Here is a 17,793-nt window from a genome sequence, read left to right on the forward strand (position 1 = left end):
CGCCCCCGCCCCGCAGCCCGTGACTCCGGGCGGCCTCACCCCTGAGGCCGCCCGAGTCGGGGCTCGTCCCGTGCGGTGTCGCGTCAGCCCAGCGGGACCGGCTCCGGCAGTCCCACCGGCCAGGTGTGCACGGGCTCACCGAGATGCATCAGCTCGCCGTAGCGCCGCGTCGTCGCGGCCAGCGCGGCCTCCCGGCCGAGCCCCTTCTCCAGGGCCCGGTGGAAGGTGGCCGCCTGCCAGGTCGCGCCGTTGACGCGCAGCCTGCACCGGTCCTCGATCACGCCCAGGTAGAAGTCCCGGTCGACGGGCTCGACACCCCACGCGTCCAGGCCGGCTGCGGCCAGCGGCAGCAGTTCGTCGCGCACCAGGTTCACCGCGTCCACCTGCGCGGTCCCGCCGTAGCGGCCGCGCCGCGGCCATTCGAGGCGCGCGTCGATGCCGTGCCGGCAGGCCGCGTCGAAGTTGGCGGCGGCCGCCTCGAAGGACATCCGGGTCCACACCGGCCGCTGCTCCTCGGCGAGCGCCCGGACCAGGCCGTAGTAGAAGGCCGCGTTGGCGATGACGTCGGTGACGGTGGGTCCCGCGGGCAGCACCCGGTTCTCCACGCGCAGATGCGGGACTCCGTCGGCGATGCCGTACACGGGCCGGTTCCAGCGGTACACCGTGCCGTTGTGCAGCACCAGTTCGGCGAGCTTGGGCACACCCCCGGCGTCGAGGACACCGAGCGGGTCCTCCTCGTCGCAGATGGGCAGCAGCGGCGGGAAGAACCGCAGGTTCTCCTCGAAGAGGTCGTACGCCGAGGTGACCCACCGTTCGCCGAACCAGGTGCGCGGCCTGACCCCCTGCGCCTGGAGCTCGGGCGGCCGGGTGTCGGTGGACTGCTGGAAGAGCGGGGGCCTCGACTCCCGCCACAGCTCACGCCCGAACAGGAAGGGCGAGTTGGCCCCGATCGCGACCTGCGGAGCCGCGACCGCCTGTGCCGCGTTCCACACGGCCGCGAACCGGCCCGGCGTGACCTGGAGGTGCAACTGCACCGAGGTGCAGGCGGCTTCGGGCGCGATGGACGCCGACCTGCACACCAGACGCTCCACACCGTCGATGTCGAGTTCGAAATCCTCTCCGCGCGCGGCCACGATCTGATCGTTGAGCAGGGTGTAACGGTCGACGTCCGACAGGTTGGAGGACACCAGATCGTCCTGGCCGAGCGTCGGCAGAATACCGATCATGACGATTCCGGCGTCGACCTCGCTGGCTTTCCTGTGGGCATAGGCGAGCGAGGTGCGGATCTCCTCGGCGAGCCGGTCGAATACCCGGCCGCCCAAGCGGTGGGGGGCTATGTTGACTTCCAGGTTGAACATGGCGAGTTCTGTTTGGAAGTCGCGGCTCGCAATCCGTTCCAGTACTTGCCCGTTCATCATTCTGGGCATGCCGTCGGGCCCCGCGAGATTCAATTCGATCTCCAGGCCCATCAGATTCTTCGGGCGGTCGAACCGCTTCTCCGCCAGCAGTCGCTCCAGCACCGTCAGACACTGTCGGAGCTTGTCGCGGTGGCGCTGCCGATCGGACAGGCCGAACGTCCCTGCCACGACCTTCTCCCCCATCGAAGTGTCCCTCCTTTGATGGGCAGGCCGACGTTTACGGCCCTGGCGTCCCGGGTCACGGGGGATGATGCCCAGGCAACACGATCCATAACGTCCCGCGCGCGCTCTTCGACCGTTAGTCTGGACATCGGCCCCAGGCACATTCACGCGGCATGGAGCATCGAGCAAGTTTTCCGACCGAAATGATCTCGTGAAAAACGCCGACGAGAATCGGCCGACCGCTCGGGCGAAGCATTCCGAGGTCACCGCGATTCGATCGCGCAGAACCGGGATGAATACCGCATTTCACCGACCGGATATCGACTTGTTCTTCTCATTCGCCGCGACTAGACGAAACAACGCCTGAACACCCGTCGTATAAACTCCGCTACCGAGGCAGAGAGTTGGCGCTCGCGGTCCTAGGTCCTGTCGTCAGGTGACGACGGCAGGCGACACCCTGTCGGCAGATCCAGACCCCTCGCCCCACCTCTGACCCGAGAGCTGACAGCGCCGTCCGCCCCCGCCCTCGCGCCACCATGCCTGTCGAATGAGAGGCGACCCACCATGCCGCTGCACGTACCCCCGGCTCCCGCGCCCGCCCTGCGCACGGTCCTCACGGCACTCGGTTCCCCCACCGCCGTCCGTGAGGCCCGCACCCCGTCCCTGCGCCTGGCACAGGGACCCGTCACCCCGGAACTCCCGCTGCCCGTCCACGTCCTGGATCGCATCACTCCCGCGGGCGCCTCCGCCACCCGGCTCGCCGGGTGGCGCTTCCTGATCCGGAGCGGCGACCGCGCGGTGGCCGCCGCCGACACCATGCTGACCCCGGACGGCTGGGCCTTCTCCCGCTTCTTCGAAGGCCCCTACATCGCCGCGACCGAGCTCGCCCTGCGGCAGGCCGAGACGATGCAACAGCCCTATCAGGCACGCCTGCTGTCCGTGCCCGAGCTGTACATGCTGACGCTCTGGCTGCACGGCGACTGCACCGCGGACGGCGCCGCCGGCCATCCGGCCGCCGCCGACCTCCTGGTCCCGCTCGCACCGGCCCCGCCCGGCATCGCCGCGCACCGGCCCTACCTCGTCACCGAACTGCTTCCGGTCCTCACCCACCGGGTCACCCCGGCACCTCTCCTCAGCTCGCCCGCCTGAACCTCCGATCCGCGCGTCCGTGCCCCGCAGCCGTGCCCCACACGGGTAAACCTGCCGCGGGGCACGGCGCTGTCACGAACCCGGAGAGCATCTCGCTCGTTAGCGGTGAAGGCCGCTCGTACGAGGGAAAACGTGCTCCGCGCCCAACCGGACTAGCCCGATCCGGCCCCCTCGAACCACCCGAAAGGACAGCGCGGTTGGGGTGAACCCTCCGCACGGGTGATGCGTCATCAACCTGTAAGAAGCGGTGCCCGCAAATCCCTGCGGATCGGCGCCCGTGGGGCAACACTGGGTTCCAGACCACACACCAACGGGGGGCGGCGATGAGTATCTCGAGCCGCAAGACAGACACCACAGCCATCACTCACATCTCGACCCAGCGAAAGATCCCATCCATGTGCCAGCACCAGCCACTGTGTCCCGCAGCCGAATCAGCCGACCGGGAGTCCGCCCGCCTCGTGGCGCATCACCCGGAGCAGGGATGGAGCCTGCTGTGCAACGGCGTTCTGCTCTTCGAGGACACCGGTGAGCTCCTGCCGGACGGTCAGATCATCGCCCCGCACCGCCCGCTGGGCGGCGCGCCGGTGATGACGGCCGCCTGAGCCGCACGACCCGGGCGGCCGTGACAGGCCGCCCAGACACACGAGGGGCCGGCCCGGAGACGTACTCTCCGAACCGGCCCCGACGCATGTCCGGGGGTGATCACTCCCCGTAGGCGTCCACGTGCCGAGCGCTGATCAGTCCTCGTAGGCGTCCAGCGGCGGGCAGGAGCAGACGAGGTTGCGGTCGCCGTAGGCCTGGTCGATGCGGCGCACCGGCGGCCAGTACTTGTCGGCGGCCGAGACCCCGGCCGGGAAGACGGCCTCCTCGCGGGTGTACGGGTGCTCCCAGTCGCCGCCGAGCGCGGCGGCCGTGTGCGGAGCCCCGCGGAGCGGGTTGTCGTCCACGGCCCACTCGCCGCTGCCGACCTTCTCGATCTCCGCGCGGATCGCGATCATCGCGTCGCAGAACCGGTCGAGCTCGCCCAGGTCCTCGGACTCGGTGGGCTCGATCATCAGCGTGCCGGCCACCGGGAACGACATCGTCGGCGCGTGGAAGCCGTAGTCGATCAGGCGCTTGGCGATGTCGTCGACGCTGACACCGGTCGCCTTGGTGAGCGGGCGCAGGTCGATGATGCACTCGTGCGCGACCAGCCCGCCGGGGCCCGTGTACAGCACCGGGTAGTGCGGCTCAAGGCGCTTGGCGACGTAGTTCGCGGAGAGCACGGCCACCTGCGTGGCGCGCTTGAGTCCCTCGCCGCCCATCAGGCGGACGTACGACCAGGAGATGGGCAGGATGCCCGCGGAACCCCAGGGAGCGGCCGAGATCGGGCCGACACCGGTCTCGGGACCGGCCTCGGGCTGGAGCGGGTGGTTCGGCAGGTACGGCGCCAGGTGCGCGCGCACACCGACCGGGCCGACGCCGGGGCCGCCGCCGCCGTGCGGGATGCAGAAGGTCTTGTGCAGGTTCAGGTGCGAGACGTCGCCGCCGAAGTGGCCCGGCTTGGCGAGGCCGACCAGGGCGTTGAGGTTGGCGCCGTCGACGTAGACCTGACCGCCGGCCTCGTGCACCTGGGCGCAGATGTCGGCGACGTGCTCCTCGAACACACCGTGGGTCGAGGGGTACGTGATCATCAGTACCGACAGCTCGTCGCGGTACCGCTCGATCTTGGCGCGCAGGTCCTCGACGTCGATCTCGCCGTCGTCGGCGGTCTTGACGACGACGACCTTCATGCCGGCCATCACGGCGCTGGCGGCGTTGGTGCCGTGCGCGGAGGACGGGATGAGGCAGACGGTGCGCTGGTCGTCGCCGTTGGCGCGGTGGTAGCCGCGCACGGCCAGCAGACCGGCCAGCTCGCCCTGCGAACCGGCGTTGGGCTGGAGCGACACCTTGTCGTAGCCGGTGACCTCGGCGAGCTGGTCCTCCAGCTCGTGGATCAGCGTCAGGTAGCCGCGGGCCTGCTCGGCGGGTGCGAAGGGGTGCATCTGCCCGAACTCGGGCCAGGTGACCGGCTCCATCTCGGTGGTCGCGTTGAGCTTCATGGTGCAGGAGCCCAGCGGGATCATGCCGCGGTCGAGCGCGTAGTCGCGGTCGGAGAGCTTGCGCAGGTAGCGCAGCATCGCCGTCTCGGAGCGGTGGTCGTGGAACACGGGGTGCGCGAGGTACGCGTCGGTGCGCAGCAGCGCCTCCGGCAGGGTGTCCTCGGCGCTCGCGTCCAGCGCGTCGACGTCGCCCTCGACACCGAACGCGGTCCACACGGCGGCCAGCTGCTCGCGCGTGGTCGTCTCGTCGCACGAGATCGACACCAGGTCGGCGTCGACGAGGTGGAGGTTGACGCCGTTGTCGCGGGCGGCGGCGACGATCTCGGCGGCACGGCCCGGGACCCGCACGCTGAGGGTGTCGAAGTACGCGCCGTGCACGAGCTCGACTCCGCCGGCGGTGAGCCCGGCGGCCAGGACCGTGGCGTAGCGGTGGGTACGCCGTGCGATGGTCGCCAGGCCCTCGGGGCCGTGGTAGACGGCGTACATGCCGGCCATGACGGCGAGCAGCACCTGAGCGGTGCAGATGTTGCTGGTCGCCTTCTCGCGGCGGATGTGCTGCTCACGCGTCTGAAGGGCGAGGCGGTACGCCTTGTGCCCGTCGGCGTCCACGGACACGCCGACCAGACGGCCGGGAAGGCTGCGCGCGAAGTTCTCGCGGACCGCCATGTAACCGGCGTGCGGACCGCCGAAGCCCATCGGCACGCCGAAGCGCTGCGTCGTACCGATGGCGATGTCCGCACCGAGCTCGCCGGGCGAGGTCAGCAGCGTCAGGGCGAGCAGGTCGGCCGCCACGGTGACGACGGCGCCGACCTCGTGGGCCTGCTCGACGAGCGGCTTGATGTCGCGTACGGCACCGGAGGCACCCGGGTACTGGACGAGCACGCCGTTGATCTCACGCCCGGCGAGGTCGGCCGGGATGCCGTCGGTGAGGTCGGCGACGACGATCTCGACACCGGTCGGTTCCGCACGGGTCTCTATGACGGCGACGGTCTGCGGCAGCGCGTCCGCGTCGACCAGGAAGAGGCCCTTCTTGTTCTTGCCCATCCGGCGGGACAGCGCCATGGCCTCGGCGGCGGCGGTGCCCTCGTCCAGGAGGGAGGCGCCGGAGGTCGGCAGCCCGGTCAGCTCGGCGACGACGGTCTGGAAGTTCAGCAGTGCCTCTAGGCGGCCCTGCGAGATCTCCGGCTGGTACGGCGTGTACGCGGTGTACCAGGCCGGGTTCTCCATGACGTTGCGCAGGATCACCGGCGGCGTGAAGGTGCCGTAGTAGCCGAGGCCGATCATCGAACCGAGCACCTGGTTCCGGTCCGCGAGGGAGCGGAGCTCGGCCAGGACCTCGGCCTCGGTGCGCGCGGCCGGCAGGTTCAGGGCCTCGGCGTTCTTGATCACGTCCGGCACCGCGGCGGCGGTCAGCTCGTCGAGCGAGCCGTAGCCGACCTGCGCGAGCATCTTGGCCCGTGCTTCGGAGTCGGGTCCGATGTGGCGCTGCTCGAAGGGGATTCCCTGTTCGAGCTCGGAGAGCGGAATGCGAGGGGCGGTCATGGCGGAGGCCTCCTGGTCTGACGCGACCTTCGAGGGGCACCCCGGCACGGGTACCCCGACGGCCTCCCCCTCTGTCATCTCAACCTGAGAGTTTCACCGGATGGTCCCGTGGACGATCCGGCTTTCACCGTCGGTGAGAGCGGGGGCCATCGACACCCGCTCTGCTTTCCAGAGTGACCTCGTCCGTGCGGTACGTGAGCCTGAGAGATTCCGGGGAGGAGTTGCTCCTTCGGCGCCTCCGACGAATTCCGGAGGACTCTCCCGCACGGGATCAGCAGCCGCTTGCCAGCCTACCAGCGAGGACAAGGCGACAGCCTTCGAGTGGCCGCCTTCACAGATGTGCTCTTTTGTAGTACTTACGGATGAGTTTGCGACCACTGGAGGGACCGTGCAGACCGACATCGATCCGCGCAACCTGATCGGCCGCAAGGCGTTCGACAGCAACGGCACCAAGATCGGCACGATCGACGAGGTCTACCTCGACGACGCGACCGGTGTCCCGGAGTGGGCGGCCATACGGACCGGGCTGTTCAGCAGGGACGCCTTCGTGCCCCTGGAGCCCAGCGAGATCGTCGAGGGGACCCTGCGCATCCCGTTCGAGCGGGCCCTGATCAAGGACGCCCCCGACTTCGGTGTCGGGCGCCACCTCTCACCCGAGCAGGAACTCCAGCTCTACCACCACTACGGCCTCGACGTGGCGTCCCCTCCTCCGCCGCCGGACCGCGACTTCGGCCGACTCGCGGGCTCGGAGGACACCTGAGCCCCGGACCCGGAACTCGACGCCCGACCGTCTGACACCAACGCCCCGCAGCCCGGTACCTCAACGTCTGACTCTATTGGCCCGCAGCCAGATGCCTCGGTGCCTGAGACCAGCGACGCGGAGCCAGGCACCCCGCCGCCCGACTCCAGCGGCGCGCAGCCAGGCGTACCGGCCTCCGCCGTCGACGGCCCGGGGGCACGCTTCCCGAAGTCCGGCGCCAACAGCCCTGGGTCCGGCGCCCCGACCTCGGCCGTCGACGGCCCGGGGCCCGCCGATGCTCCGTCCGGGTCCTCGGGTCTTCGCTCCACCAGGGGCAGCGGGTCGGCCGGTTCCAGCCCCGGATCGTCCGTCCGGAACGTCCGCACCCGGCCGGGCTGCGAATAGGGCGTCTCGAACCGCACGGTCACCCGCCCCAGCCCGCTCCCCTGCACCCAGCCGTGCCCGAACTCGGCATGCCGGACGTCGTGCCCGGAGGGCCACCGCCGCTCCACCGGCACCGCCTCACCCGCGGCGGCCACCTCGGCCGGTTCGTCCACCGCGTGCTCCTCGGCCGCGGACTCCCCCACGGCGGCGGCCGCCTGAGCCTGGGCGAACAGGTCCTCCTGCGTGTAGTCGGCGAGCCCGGAGACCCCGACCCCCAGCAGCCGGACGCCCCCGGTCGTGTCCACGCCCTCCAGCAGCCGACCGGCGGCCTCCCGGACGACACCGGGGTCGTCCGTGGGCCCCCGCAGCGTCTCCGACCGGGTCAGCGTCGAGAAGTCGTACCTGCGCACCTTGAGCACGATGGTCCGGCCCGAAAGACCGGCCCCGCGCAGCCGCCGCACACACCGGTCCGCGAGCCGCTGGACCTCCAGCTCCACCCGGACCCGGTCGTGGATGTCCACGTCGTACGTGTCCTCCACCGAGACCGACTTGGTCTCCCGCTCGGCGACCACGGGCCGGTCGTCGTGGGCCAGCGCCATCGCGAACAGCGCGTGCCCGTGCGCCTTCCCCACCAGTCGTACGAGCTCGTCCTCGCCCGCCTCGGCGATCTCCTCGACCGTGGTGATGCCGGCCCGGCGCAGATGGTCCCCGGTGGCCGGCCCCACTCCCGGCAGCGTCCGCACACTCATCGGCCCCAGCAGGGCCCGCTCCGTGCCCGGGTCGATCAGGACGAGACCGTCCGGCTTGGCCTGCTCCGAGGCGATCTTCGCCAGCATCTTGGACGCGGCGAGCCCCACCGATCCCGTGAGCCCCGTGACGGCCCGGATGTCCGCGCGCAGTTTGACGCCCGCCAGCCGCGCCGACGCCTCGTCCCACGCCGCCCCGCCCGCCTCCAGATCCACGAAGGCCTCGTCCAGGCTCAGCGGCTCCACCAGGGGCGACAGAGCCCGCAGCAGCCCCATCACCTGCTCGCTGATCTCGCGGTAGAGACCGAAGCGCGGCACGAGGTAGGCGGCGTTCGGCGCGCGCCTGCGGGCCTGCGCCATGGGCATCGCCGAGTTCACCCCGAAGACGCGGGCCTCGTACGAGGCGGTGGCGACGACTCCACGGGGCCCGAGCCCGCCCACCACGACGGCCTTCCCGCGCAGGCTCGGCTTGGACGCCTGCTCCGCCGAGGCGAAGAAGGCATCCATGTCGAGATGCAGGATCGTGGGCGCGGTTCTCACATCTCCGATGCTGCCCTACGCCACTGACAATGCCCCGGCACGCCGGGGCATCGCGTCAGCCGAGGCCGCTCACACCGCGCGATTGCGGCGGCGCGCGAGCTCGTCGGCGGGATGGTGCGCGAGCAGCGTCTCACCGGTGTCCACACGCTCTCCGTGCAACTGGGACAGGGCGCCCTCGACGTCCCGCCACACCACTCCCACGGCGATGCCGAAGACACCCTGGCCGCCCTGGAGCAGCGCGTGGACCTCGTCCGGGGAGGTGCACTCGTAGACCGTCGCGCCGTCGCTCATGAGGGTCATGCGCTCCAGGTCCTGGAAGCCGCGCTCCCTCAGGTGCTGGACCGTGGTGCGGATGTTCTGAAGCGACACCCCGGTGTCGAGGAACCGCTTGACGATCTTGAGGACCACCACATCCCGGAAGCTGTAGAGGCGCTGCGTGCCCGACCCGTAGGCGGGGCGCACGCTCGGCTCGACCAGTCCGGTCCGCGCCCAGTAGTCCAACTGCCGGTAGGTGATGCCCGCGGCGGCGCACGCCGTGGGCCCCCGGTAACCGACCTCCTCGGGAACCGTCCCTCCCTCGTCGGGCACTGCCGCCGGCCGGACCGGCGCATGCCCGGCCCCGCCGCCCTGCTGGGGACGCCCCCCGCTCGAGCCGAGCCGAGAGCTTGGGGGAGGGTACGGGCCGCTCTCCCCCGGACCGTGTCCGGGAGCACCCCCAGCCGTACCGTCGCCGCTGCTTCTCACGCCGACCTCCGTCCTTGACCTGCCTTCTCGACGGTAGGCAGTCACCCGGGGCACGTCAACGATCGCCACACTCGGCACGCCGAGTGATAATCACCCTAAGAGTGGTTTCCCGTGCCCTACCGCGGGGAAAGGCTAGCCGAATGCTCTCGGCACGGGCCGCGGCACACCACACGCGCCGCGGGCAAATGCCACCCGAAGAGGCACTCCGCCCGAGCGCCTCACTGGCTGTTGGTGCCGAAGTCCTCGGGCGAGATCTGATCGAGGAACTCGCGGAACTTCTCCACCTCGTCCTCCTGCTCGTCGGGGATCGCGATGCCCGCGTCGTCGAGCACCCCGTCGCTGCCGTAGATCGGCGTTCCGGTGCGCAGCGCGAGCGCTATGGCGTCGGACGGCCTGGCACTCACCTCGACCCCGCTGGCGAAGACCAGCTCGGCGTAGAAGACGCCCTCGCGCAGGTCGGTGATGCGCACTTCCGTGAGCTCCTGGCCGACGGCCTCCAGCACGTCCTTGAACAGGTCGTGGGTCAGCGGTCGCGCGGGGGCCATGCCCTGCTGAGCGAAGGCGATCGCCGTCGCCTCCCCCGGTCCGATCCAGATGGGGAGGTAGCGGTCGCCTCCCACTTCACGCAGAAGCACGATCGGTTGGTTCGAGGGCATTTCGACCCGGACACCTACGACATCGAGCTCGTTCACACAGCAACCCTAGGCCGTGCCCGGGACGTTTGGGTAGTCGGGCACAGAACGGGTGGACGATCCCGGGCCCGCGCCGGTGGCGCCGATCAGCGCAACCGCACTCCCAGCGCGGTCTGCACGAGCGCCGCGTGCAGCTTGACCGTGAGGCCCGCGAGTTCCTTCGTACGGGCCTCCGCGTGGGCCCGGGTCTGCGGATTGCGATGGCGCCGCAGCGGGGCGACCACCTGGTCCACCAGTCCCGCGTCACGCTCCGCGGCGGCCTTCATGGCCCGCAGATGGCGCGGTTCGATCCCGAAGCGGCCCAGCTCGACGACGAGCGCGGCGACGGTCACCGCCTCCGCGTCGTAGGCACCGTCGGTCAGGGGGCCGATCAGTCCGTACGACTCCCACTCCTGGAGCTGCTGCTCGCCGATCTCGGCGGCAGCCAGCAGCTCCTCGCGGCCCACCCGGGCCACGGTGGGCCCCTCGGGCTCGCCGTAGAGCCGGCCCAGGGGTTCTCCCCCGTCCGCGTCACGCTGGCGGCCCACGGAGGGCAGACGCACCCGCTCACCGCGCGCCAGGGCGTCCAGATGCTCGCGGATCACCTTCAGCGGGAGGTAGTGGTCACGCTGCATCCTCAGGATGTGGCCGAGGCGCTCGGCGTCGTCCGAGCTGAACTTGCGATACCCCGAAGGGGTCCGCTGCGGCTCGACGAGCCCCTCCGACTCCAGGAACCTGATCTTGGAGATGGTGACTTCGGGGAACTCGTCGCGCAGCAGGCTCAGCACCGCGCCGATGCTCATCAGCCCACTGTCCGCGGCGGCGGTACCGCTGCCGGCACCGCCGCTCGGTGTTTGAAGCATGGACATTCCCTCGGTGTCCCCCCGGACGGAGTTGGGGGAGGGTCAGATGCCCCGCTGGCTCGCGTAGAACACCAGCCGGTACTTGCCGATCTGCACCTCGTCACCGTTCGACAGCGGGACCTGGTCGATCCGCTCCCGGTTGACGTACGTGCCGTTCAGGCTGCCGACGTCGGCGACCGTGAACGAACCGTCCGCGACGCGACGGAACTCCACGTGCCGACGCGACACCGTCACGTCGTCGAGGAAGATGTCGCTCTGCGGATGACGCCCGGCCGTGGTCAGCTCACCGTCCAGGAGGAAGCGGCTGCCGGAGTTGGGGCCACGGCGCACCACCAGGAGCGCCGAACCCATCGGCAGCGCGTCCACGGCCGCCTGCGCCTCCGGGGAGAGCATCGGCGAGGGCGCCTGGCCCGTCACCTCGGCGTCGTAGGCCTCGATACCGGAGATGGAGATCGTGGACGTCGTCTCCGACGGACGCTCCGGACCGCCACGCAGCGGCGCACCGCAGTTGGAACAGAACCGGCTGTTCTCCGCGTTGCGGTTTCCGCACCTCGTACACACCTGGGCCGACATGGACGGATCCTCCTGCCGCGGCTGCCCACCAGGGGCATGGGACGCATACGGGTCGGAGGCGAACCCTCCACCCGCGCTTGAGGCTGACGGTTCCCCGAAACCTATGCGGCCCTGCTGGCCAGGGTCAACAGACGACGCGCCCTGCCCACCGGGACCGCCGACCTGGTCCCGGAACAGCGGGCGGTCGCCGCCCTGGGCCTCCGCGTCTCCCTGGCGCGGTGCGCGATGACGGGCAGCCGCGTTGTCGCCGCTGTCCTCTCGCGAGTTCTTGCCGAACAACTTCGCAAACAACTTCACGGGCGATTCCCCTTGACCGAAACAGACCCGCCCGTGGGGCAGGACGAACCCTGATTGAACACACCGGTCGACCCGGACATCCTCACAACGTCCGTATCCACCAGACAGTTTCCACCACGCACCACCCATTCGGTGCGCCGACCCCCCGCAACCTCCCGCCCTCGCCCGTCGGTCCCCATCCGACCGCCGTTCACCGGGAGGACGACCGAGCGTAGTCAGGCTGCTTCGCCGGTCGCAAGGCATCTACGACGATCTTCGTGGAGCGGTCCACCGTGACGGTGGCCTGCTCCTTCTCCAGTGTCTGCACCACGCCTCCCGGGATGTTCAGCGCCGGCTCCAGGTCCTGCGGCTTGCCGATGACCTTGAAACGATAGGGCTGGGTGATCTTGTTCCCGTCCACCTTCACTCCGCCTCCGGAGTCGGACAGATAGGTACTGGCGACCACTCGCACACCGTTCACCTGGATCGCCTCCGCACCGGCGGCGCGCAGCTCCTGGATGGCGTCGAGCAGCATGTCCGCCTTGACCGTCCCCTTCGTGTCGTCGATCGTCAGGTCGATGCCGGGGCCCTGGGCGGCCACGGTGCCCGCCAGGATGCCGAGTTGCTTCTCCTTCTCGACCGTCTGCTTGCGGGCCTCCTCGGCCTGGTCCGAGCTGTTCTCCAGCTCGGTGCGCTGATCCTCGAGACCCTGCTTCTCGTCCTCAAGACGCTGAGTGCGGCTGTCGAGTTCATCGAGAATGCGTACGAGATCTTCCTGACGCGCGCCGCGCAGCGCGCTGTCCCCGTCGCTGTTGGACGCCACCTGGACGGCCAAGCCGAAGCCGAGGCCGAACAGCAGCACCGCGACGATGAGTTGGGCTCGCGAGATCCGCGGCGGCCACAGCCCCTCGACCAGCCTCTGACGGCCGGAGAGCGAGGGCTCGCCCTCTTCTTCCGCCGGCTGCGGATCGGCCCCCTCCGGGGCCGCGGGGACCTCTTCCGGCAGCTCTCTGCGCAGGGGGTTCTCGGGCGCGCCCGCTTCGTTCTCGTTCTCGTCGCTCATCGGCCTCACGCCCGGAACACGTGCCGGCGGATGGCCGCGGCGTTGGAGAAGATCCGGATGCCGAGGACGACCACGACACCCGTGGACAGCTGGGCCCCCACGCCCAACTTGTCACCGAGGAAGACGATCAGCGCGGCCACGACCACGTTCGACAGGAACGAGACCACGAAGACCTTGTCGTCGAAGATGCCGTCGAGCATCGCGCGCAGACCGCCGAACACGGCGTCCAGCGCCGCCACGACGGCGATCGGAAGGTAAGGCTCGACGACCGCCGGAACCTCGGGCCGGACCAACAGTCCAGCCACGACTCCTACGACGAGGCCCAGTACGGCGATCACGGTGTGCCCTTCTCTGTGCTCGGCTCTGCTGTGCGTACGATCACACTCGGTGCCGCGGACAACCGAACGTCCCCCTCGGCGGAAATGCTGGTTCTGATGCCGTAGTTCTCCTGCAACGCGTGCAGATACAGCCCGTCGGCGCTGTTCTGGAACCTGGTGCTGAGCCGCTGGCCGTCCCCCACCGCGAGCACCGTGTACGGCGGCACCAGCGGCTTGTTGTCGACCAGTATCGCGTCACCCGCGGCCCTGATCGCCGACAGGGCGGTCAGCCGCTGTCCATTGACGGAGACGGCCTCGGCCCCCGACTCCCACAGGCCGTTGACCACGCGCTGCATGTCGCGGTCCCGCACCCGTCCGGTGTCGGAGAATCCCGAGGTCTCCCGCGGATTGTTGGTGCCGTCACCGCCCGTGCTGGCTTCCTTGGCGTCGTTGACGACGAGCCGCACGCCCGGCCCGTGCACCTCGGCGGCGCCGGACAGGATGCTCACGAGGTCGGCCTGCTCACCGCCGCCCTTCTTCAGCGCGGCCCGCTGGCGGGCACTCACGTCGGCCCGCAGGGTGTCGACGCCGCTCTCCAGCTTGTCCGCGGCCGTCGTCTCGCGCTCGATGCGGTCGATGAGCTCCTGACGCTCCTTGGCGACCACGGGCGCCGCCAGCCTGGCGTTCGCCGCCCCCACGGTGACCACGAGCGCGGCCAGCACCAGACCCACGGCCAGCGCCGCCTTGGCGCGGAGCGTCTTCGGCATACCGCCGGCGCCCTCGGCCTCTTTACGGGCCGCCGCTTCGGCGTAGCCCTCGTCGAGGCTGTGGTCCATGACGTTGGTGAGCAGCGACATGGAGGCGTCCGGGCGCGACGGGCGCGGAGCGCTGCTCCGAACGGGGGGCTGCTGCGGCATGCCGCACATCGTCGCACGTCGCCGCCGCTACCTCCGAATGGCCCCACCCACGTGCCGGACAGGCGCCCCGGAGGGCACCTGTCCGGCACGTACGAGTGAAGCTCGTTTCAGCGGCCCGCGCTGTCCACGACGGCCGACCACTCGTCGAGCAGAGCCTCCGCGGAGGTGTCGTCCGGGCCCTCGGCCCACAGATGGGTCACGGCCTCGGCGGGGTCAGGCAGCACCATCACCCAGCGCCCGTCCGTCTCCACGACACGGACACCGTCGGTCGTGTCCACGAAACGGTCTCCCGCCTCCTCCACGACCCGCCGCATCACCAGTCCCTTGACGGCCCACGGCGTCGCGAGGTCCCGCTTGAGGACGTGCGCCCGCGGAATGCGCGCGTCGATCTGGCTGAGCGTGAGCTGCGTCCGTGCCACCAGACCGATGAGCCGTACGAAGGCGGCCGCACCGTCGAAGACACCGCTGAACTCGGGAATGATGAAGCCGCCGCGGGCGTCGCCGCCGAAGATCGTCGACTCCTCCCGGCCGACCCGGGTCAGGTCGTCCGGCGAGGTGGTCGTCCACTCCACCTGCGTGCCGTGGTACGCCGCCACCTGTTCGGCGATCCGCGTGGTCGTGACCGGCAGGGCCACCCGCCCGCTGCGCCGCTCCGCGGCCACCAGGTCGAGCATCACGAGCAGGGCCCGGTCGTCCTCGACGATCCGCCCCTTCTCGTCGACGAGCGAGAGCCGTTCGCCGACCGGGTCGAAGCGCACGCCGAACGCGGCCCGCGCGGACGCGACGATCTCGCCCAAGCGCACCAGCCCGGCCCGTCTGGTCTCCACCGTCTCGGTGGGCCTGGACTCGTCGAGGCCGGGATTGATGGTCAGGGAGTCCACGCCGAGCTTGCCCAGCAGGCTGGGCAGCACGAGTCCCGCACTGCCGTTGGAGGCGTCGACGACCACCTTCAGACCGGAATCCGCGATCCCGGTCGTATCGACATTGCGCAGCAACGATCCGGTGTACGAGTCGAAGACGCTCGCGGGGAAGTGCAGGTCACCGATCTCACCGGGGAAAGCGCGCCGGTACTCCTGTCGCGCGAACACCCGGTCCAGCTTCCGCTGCCCGCCTTGCGACAGGTCGGCGCCCTGTTCGTCGAAGAACATGATGTCGACGGAGTCCGGCACTCCCGGTGTCGTCCGGATCATGATTCCGCCGGCGCTCCCCCGGGCCGTCTGCTGCCGGGCCACGGGTAGCGGTACGTTCTCCAGGTCGCGTACGTCGATGGCGCTGGCCTGCAACGCGGAGATCACCGCCCGCTTCAGCGCGCGAGCGCCTCGGGAGTGGTCGCGGGCCGTGGTGACGGTGGAGCCCTTCTTGAGCGTCGTCGCGTAGGCACCGGCCAGGCGCACGGCCAGCTCCGGGGTGATCTCGACGTTCAGGATCCCGGAGACGCCGCGGGCGCCGAAGAGATGGGCCTGGCCGCGCGACTCCCAGATGACCGAGGTGTTGACGAAGGCGCCGGCCTCGATGGTCTTGAACGGATAGACGCGGACGTTGCCCTGAATGATCGATTCTTCGCCGACGAGGCATTCGTCGCCGATGACGGCGCCGTCCTCGATACGGGCGGCCCGCATGATGTCGGTGTTCTTGCCGACCACGCAGCCGCGCAGATTGCTGTGCGGCCCGATGTACACGTTGTCGTGCACGACGGCCCGGTGCAGGAACGCGCCGCTCTTGACGACGACGTTGGAGCCGACGACGGTGTGTTCGCGGATCTCGGCGTTCGCCTCGACCTTGGCGTAGTCGCCGATGTACAGCGGCCCGCGCAGTACCGCGTCGGGATGCACCTCCGCGCCTTCGGCCACCCAGACGCCCGGGGAGAGCTCGAACCCGTCGAGTTCGACGTCGACCTTGCCCTCGAGCACGTCAGCCTGGGCCTTCACATAGCTCTCGTGGGTGCCGACGTCCTCCCAGTAGCCTTCGGCGATATAGCCGAAGACGGGCTTGCCTTCCTTCATCAGCTGGGGGAAGACATCACCGGACCAGTCGACGGACACATCGGCCTCGACGTAGTCGAAGACCTCGGGCTCCATGACATAGATGCCCGTATTCACGGTGTCCGAGAAGACCTGGCCCCAGGTCGGCTTCTCCAGGAAGCGCTCGACCTTGCCTTCCTCGTCCACGATGGTGATGCCGAATTCCAGCGGATTGGGAACACGCGTCAGGCAGACGGTGACGAGGGCGCCCTTTTCCTTGTGGAAGTTGATGAGTTCGGTGAGATCGAAGTCGGTAAGGGCATCACCGGAGATGACGAGGAAGGCATCGTCCTTCAACGCCTCCTCGGCATTCTTGACGCTGCCGGCGGTACCGAGTGGCTTCTCCTCATTGGCATAGGTGAGCTCCATGCCGAGCTCTTCTCCGTCACCGAAGTAGTTCTTGACCAGGGAGGCCAAGAACTGGACGGTGACGACTGTTTCGTTGAGCCCATGCCTTTTGAGCAGCCTGAGCACATGCTCCATGATCGGGCGATTCGCCACGGGCAGGAGCGGCTTGGGCATGCTCGAGGTCATCGGACGAAGGCGTGTGCCTTCGCCTCCGGCCATCACGACGGCCTTCATGTCGGAAGCGTCCTCCTTGAAGAGACGACGGTACAGCCGACTTCACCCGTCCTGATTGTCCCGCAGTTTTGGCGCGGGGGCCATCGGGGCACTACAGCCGCCCAATCGGGCCGAGCTCATTCGGCCATGGTGTCCGCTCGGATCAGCCGGCGGACCTGCACCACGTAGAGGACTCCTGCCCACCAATAGAGCGTTGTACCCCATCCGGCGAACGCCCATCCGAAAATGGCGCCGAGTGTCGCGATCCAGCCGCTGGCGTCGCTGAGCAGCAGCAGCGGGAAGGCGTACATCAGGTTGAAGGTGGCCGCCTTCCCGAGGAAGTTCACCTGCGGGGGCGGATAGCCGTGCCGCCGGAGGATCCACACCATCACCAGCAGAACCAGCTCACGTGCGAGCAGTGCGGCCGTGAGCCAGATCGGAAGAATCTCGCGCCAGGTGAGCCCGACGAGCGTCGACAGAATGTAGAGGCGGTCGGCCGCGGGATCCAGCAGCCGGCCGAGGCTGCTGATCTGGTTCCAGCGCCGGGCGAGCTTGCCGTCGAGATAGTCGCTGATGCCGCTCAGCATGAGGATGAGCAGGGCCCAACCGTCGCTGTTGGGACCACCGAACTCCGGCCTGAGGATCAACCACAGGAAGACGGGGACGCCGGCGAGCCGGGCCATGCTGAGGATGTTCGGGATGGTGAGGACCCGGTTCGTCTGAACGCGGGTCTCCTGGACCTCCACCCGGGGGCCTCCTGTGGGAAACGAGCCAACGATGCCCCCTGACCTTACCCGCAGCCCCGACGTCACAGCGCAGAGGGGGAGGTGAGAGCGGGCACGTCACCTGGAAATCCCGCCGGAAAAGAACCTGCCGGAAAAACAAAAAAGCTCCGGCTCTCGGGATAACTCCCGAGAGCCGGAGCTCTAATAATTGTTCGGCGGCGTCCTACTCTCCCACAGGGTCCCCCCTGCAGTACCATCGGCGCTGTGAGGCTTAGCTTCCGGGTTCGGAATGTAACCGGGC

15 protein-coding genes, 1 rRNA gene and 1 riboswitch are annotated in these 17,793 nt (G+C 69.5%); of the genes, 3 read left to right on the forward strand and 13 right to left on the reverse strand.

Annotation, left to right across the window (positions count from 1 at the left end):
• Positions 1–83: 83 nt before the first annotated feature.
• Positions 84–1,601 carry a glutamate-cysteine ligase family protein gene (locus tag ACZ4AA_RS10830; protein WP_467598849.1) on the reverse strand — a complete coding sequence of 506 codons (1,518 nt, stop codon included), beginning with the start codon at positions 1,599–1,601 and terminating at the stop codon, positions 84–86.
• Between the two features lie 543 nt (positions 1,602–2,144).
• Here ACZ4AA_RS10830 and ACZ4AA_RS10835 point away from each other — a divergent pair.
• Positions 2,145–2,729: a hypothetical protein gene (locus ACZ4AA_RS10835; protein ID WP_467598852.1), complete on the forward strand. Its 585-nt coding sequence runs from the start codon at positions 2,145–2,147 to the stop codon at positions 2,727–2,729.
• Positions 2,730–3,124: 395 nt separating this feature from the next.
• Positions 3,125–3,331, forward strand: coding sequence for a DUF5999 family protein (locus ACZ4AA_RS10840; protein WP_339128072.1), 207 nt, complete (start codon positions 3,125–3,127; stop codon positions 3,329–3,331).
• Between the two features lie 135 nt (positions 3,332–3,466).
• Here ACZ4AA_RS10840 and gcvP read toward each other — a convergent pair whose 3' ends face one another.
• Positions 3,467–6,352: an aminomethyl-transferring glycine dehydrogenase gene (gene gcvP, locus ACZ4AA_RS10845; RefSeq protein WP_467598855.1), complete on the reverse strand. Its 2,886-nt coding sequence runs from the start codon at positions 6,350–6,352 to the stop codon at positions 3,467–3,469.
• Positions 6,353–6,530: 178 nt separating this feature from the next.
• A riboswitch (glycine riboswitch) is annotated at positions 6,531–6,626 on the reverse strand.
• A gap of 114 nt (positions 6,627–6,740) precedes the next feature.
• Between gcvP and ACZ4AA_RS10850 the strand changes: the two genes are divergently transcribed.
• On the forward strand, positions 6,741–7,112 hold the full coding sequence (locus ACZ4AA_RS10850) for a PRC-barrel domain-containing protein (RefSeq protein WP_467598858.1): 372 nt from the start codon (positions 6,741–6,743) through the stop codon (positions 7,110–7,112).
• On the opposite strand, the gene ACZ4AA_RS10855 is transcribed toward ACZ4AA_RS10850, so the two are convergent.
• From ACZ4AA_RS10855 to rrf, 11 genes are all read right to left on the reverse strand, one after another.
• Entirely contained in the window at positions 7,034–8,761 is a 1,728-nt protein-coding gene (locus ACZ4AA_RS10855; RefSeq protein WP_467598861.1) for a DNA polymerase IV, read from the reverse strand. The two genes, ACZ4AA_RS10850 and ACZ4AA_RS10855, sit on opposite strands and share 79 nt — an antisense overlap.
• A 69-nt stretch (positions 8,762–8,830) precedes the next feature.
• Positions 8,831–9,505, reverse strand: a complete 675-nt coding sequence (locus ACZ4AA_RS10860) for a MerR family transcriptional regulator (protein WP_467598864.1) — start codon at positions 9,503–9,505, stop codon at positions 8,831–8,833.
• Positions 9,506–9,723: 218 nt separating this feature from the next.
• Positions 9,724–10,197: a bifunctional nuclease family protein gene (locus tag ACZ4AA_RS10865; RefSeq protein ID WP_006123076.1), complete on the reverse strand. Its 474-nt coding sequence runs from the start codon at positions 10,195–10,197 to the stop codon at positions 9,724–9,726.
• A gap of 86 nt (positions 10,198–10,283) precedes the next feature.
• Entirely contained in the window at positions 10,284–11,039 is a 756-nt protein-coding gene (gene ftsR, locus ACZ4AA_RS10870; protein ID WP_467598867.1) for a transcriptional regulator FtsR, read from the reverse strand.
• A gap of 42 nt (positions 11,040–11,081) precedes the next feature.
• A complete protein-coding gene (locus ACZ4AA_RS10875) occupies positions 11,082–12,038 on the reverse strand; it encodes an FHA domain-containing protein (RefSeq protein ID WP_467598870.1) in 957 nt (318 codons plus the stop codon).
• 61 nt (positions 12,039–12,099) lie between these two features.
• Positions 12,100–12,951, reverse strand: coding sequence for a DUF881 domain-containing protein (locus ACZ4AA_RS10880; RefSeq protein WP_467598873.1), 852 nt, complete (start codon positions 12,949–12,951; stop codon positions 12,100–12,102).
• Between the two features lie 5 nt (positions 12,952–12,956).
• A complete protein-coding gene (locus ACZ4AA_RS10885; protein ID WP_003988855.1) occupies positions 12,957–13,289 on the reverse strand; it encodes a small basic family protein in 333 nt (110 codons plus the stop codon).
• A complete protein-coding gene (locus ACZ4AA_RS10890; RefSeq protein ID WP_467598876.1) occupies positions 13,286–14,194 on the reverse strand; it encodes a DUF881 domain-containing protein in 909 nt (302 codons plus the stop codon). Before ACZ4AA_RS10890 ends, ACZ4AA_RS10885 begins: the two co-directional genes overlap by 4 nt.
• 98 nt (positions 14,195–14,292) lie before the next feature.
• Entirely contained in the window at positions 14,293–16,788 is a 2,496-nt protein-coding gene (locus ACZ4AA_RS10895) for a sugar phosphate nucleotidyltransferase (protein WP_467598879.1), read from the reverse strand.
• A gap of 116 nt (positions 16,789–16,904) precedes the next feature.
• Positions 16,905–17,513 (reverse strand): CDP-alcohol phosphatidyltransferase family protein, encoded by a 609-nt coding sequence (locus ACZ4AA_RS10900; protein ID WP_467598882.1) that lies wholly within the window; start codon positions 17,511–17,513, stop codon positions 16,905–16,907.
• 189 nt (positions 17,514–17,702) lie between these two features.
• Positions 17,703–17,793 (reverse strand): 5S ribosomal RNA (gene rrf / locus ACZ4AA_RS10905); the annotation flags it as partial.

It is taken from the genome of Streptomyces sp. NPDC024698 (assembly GCF_055559015.1).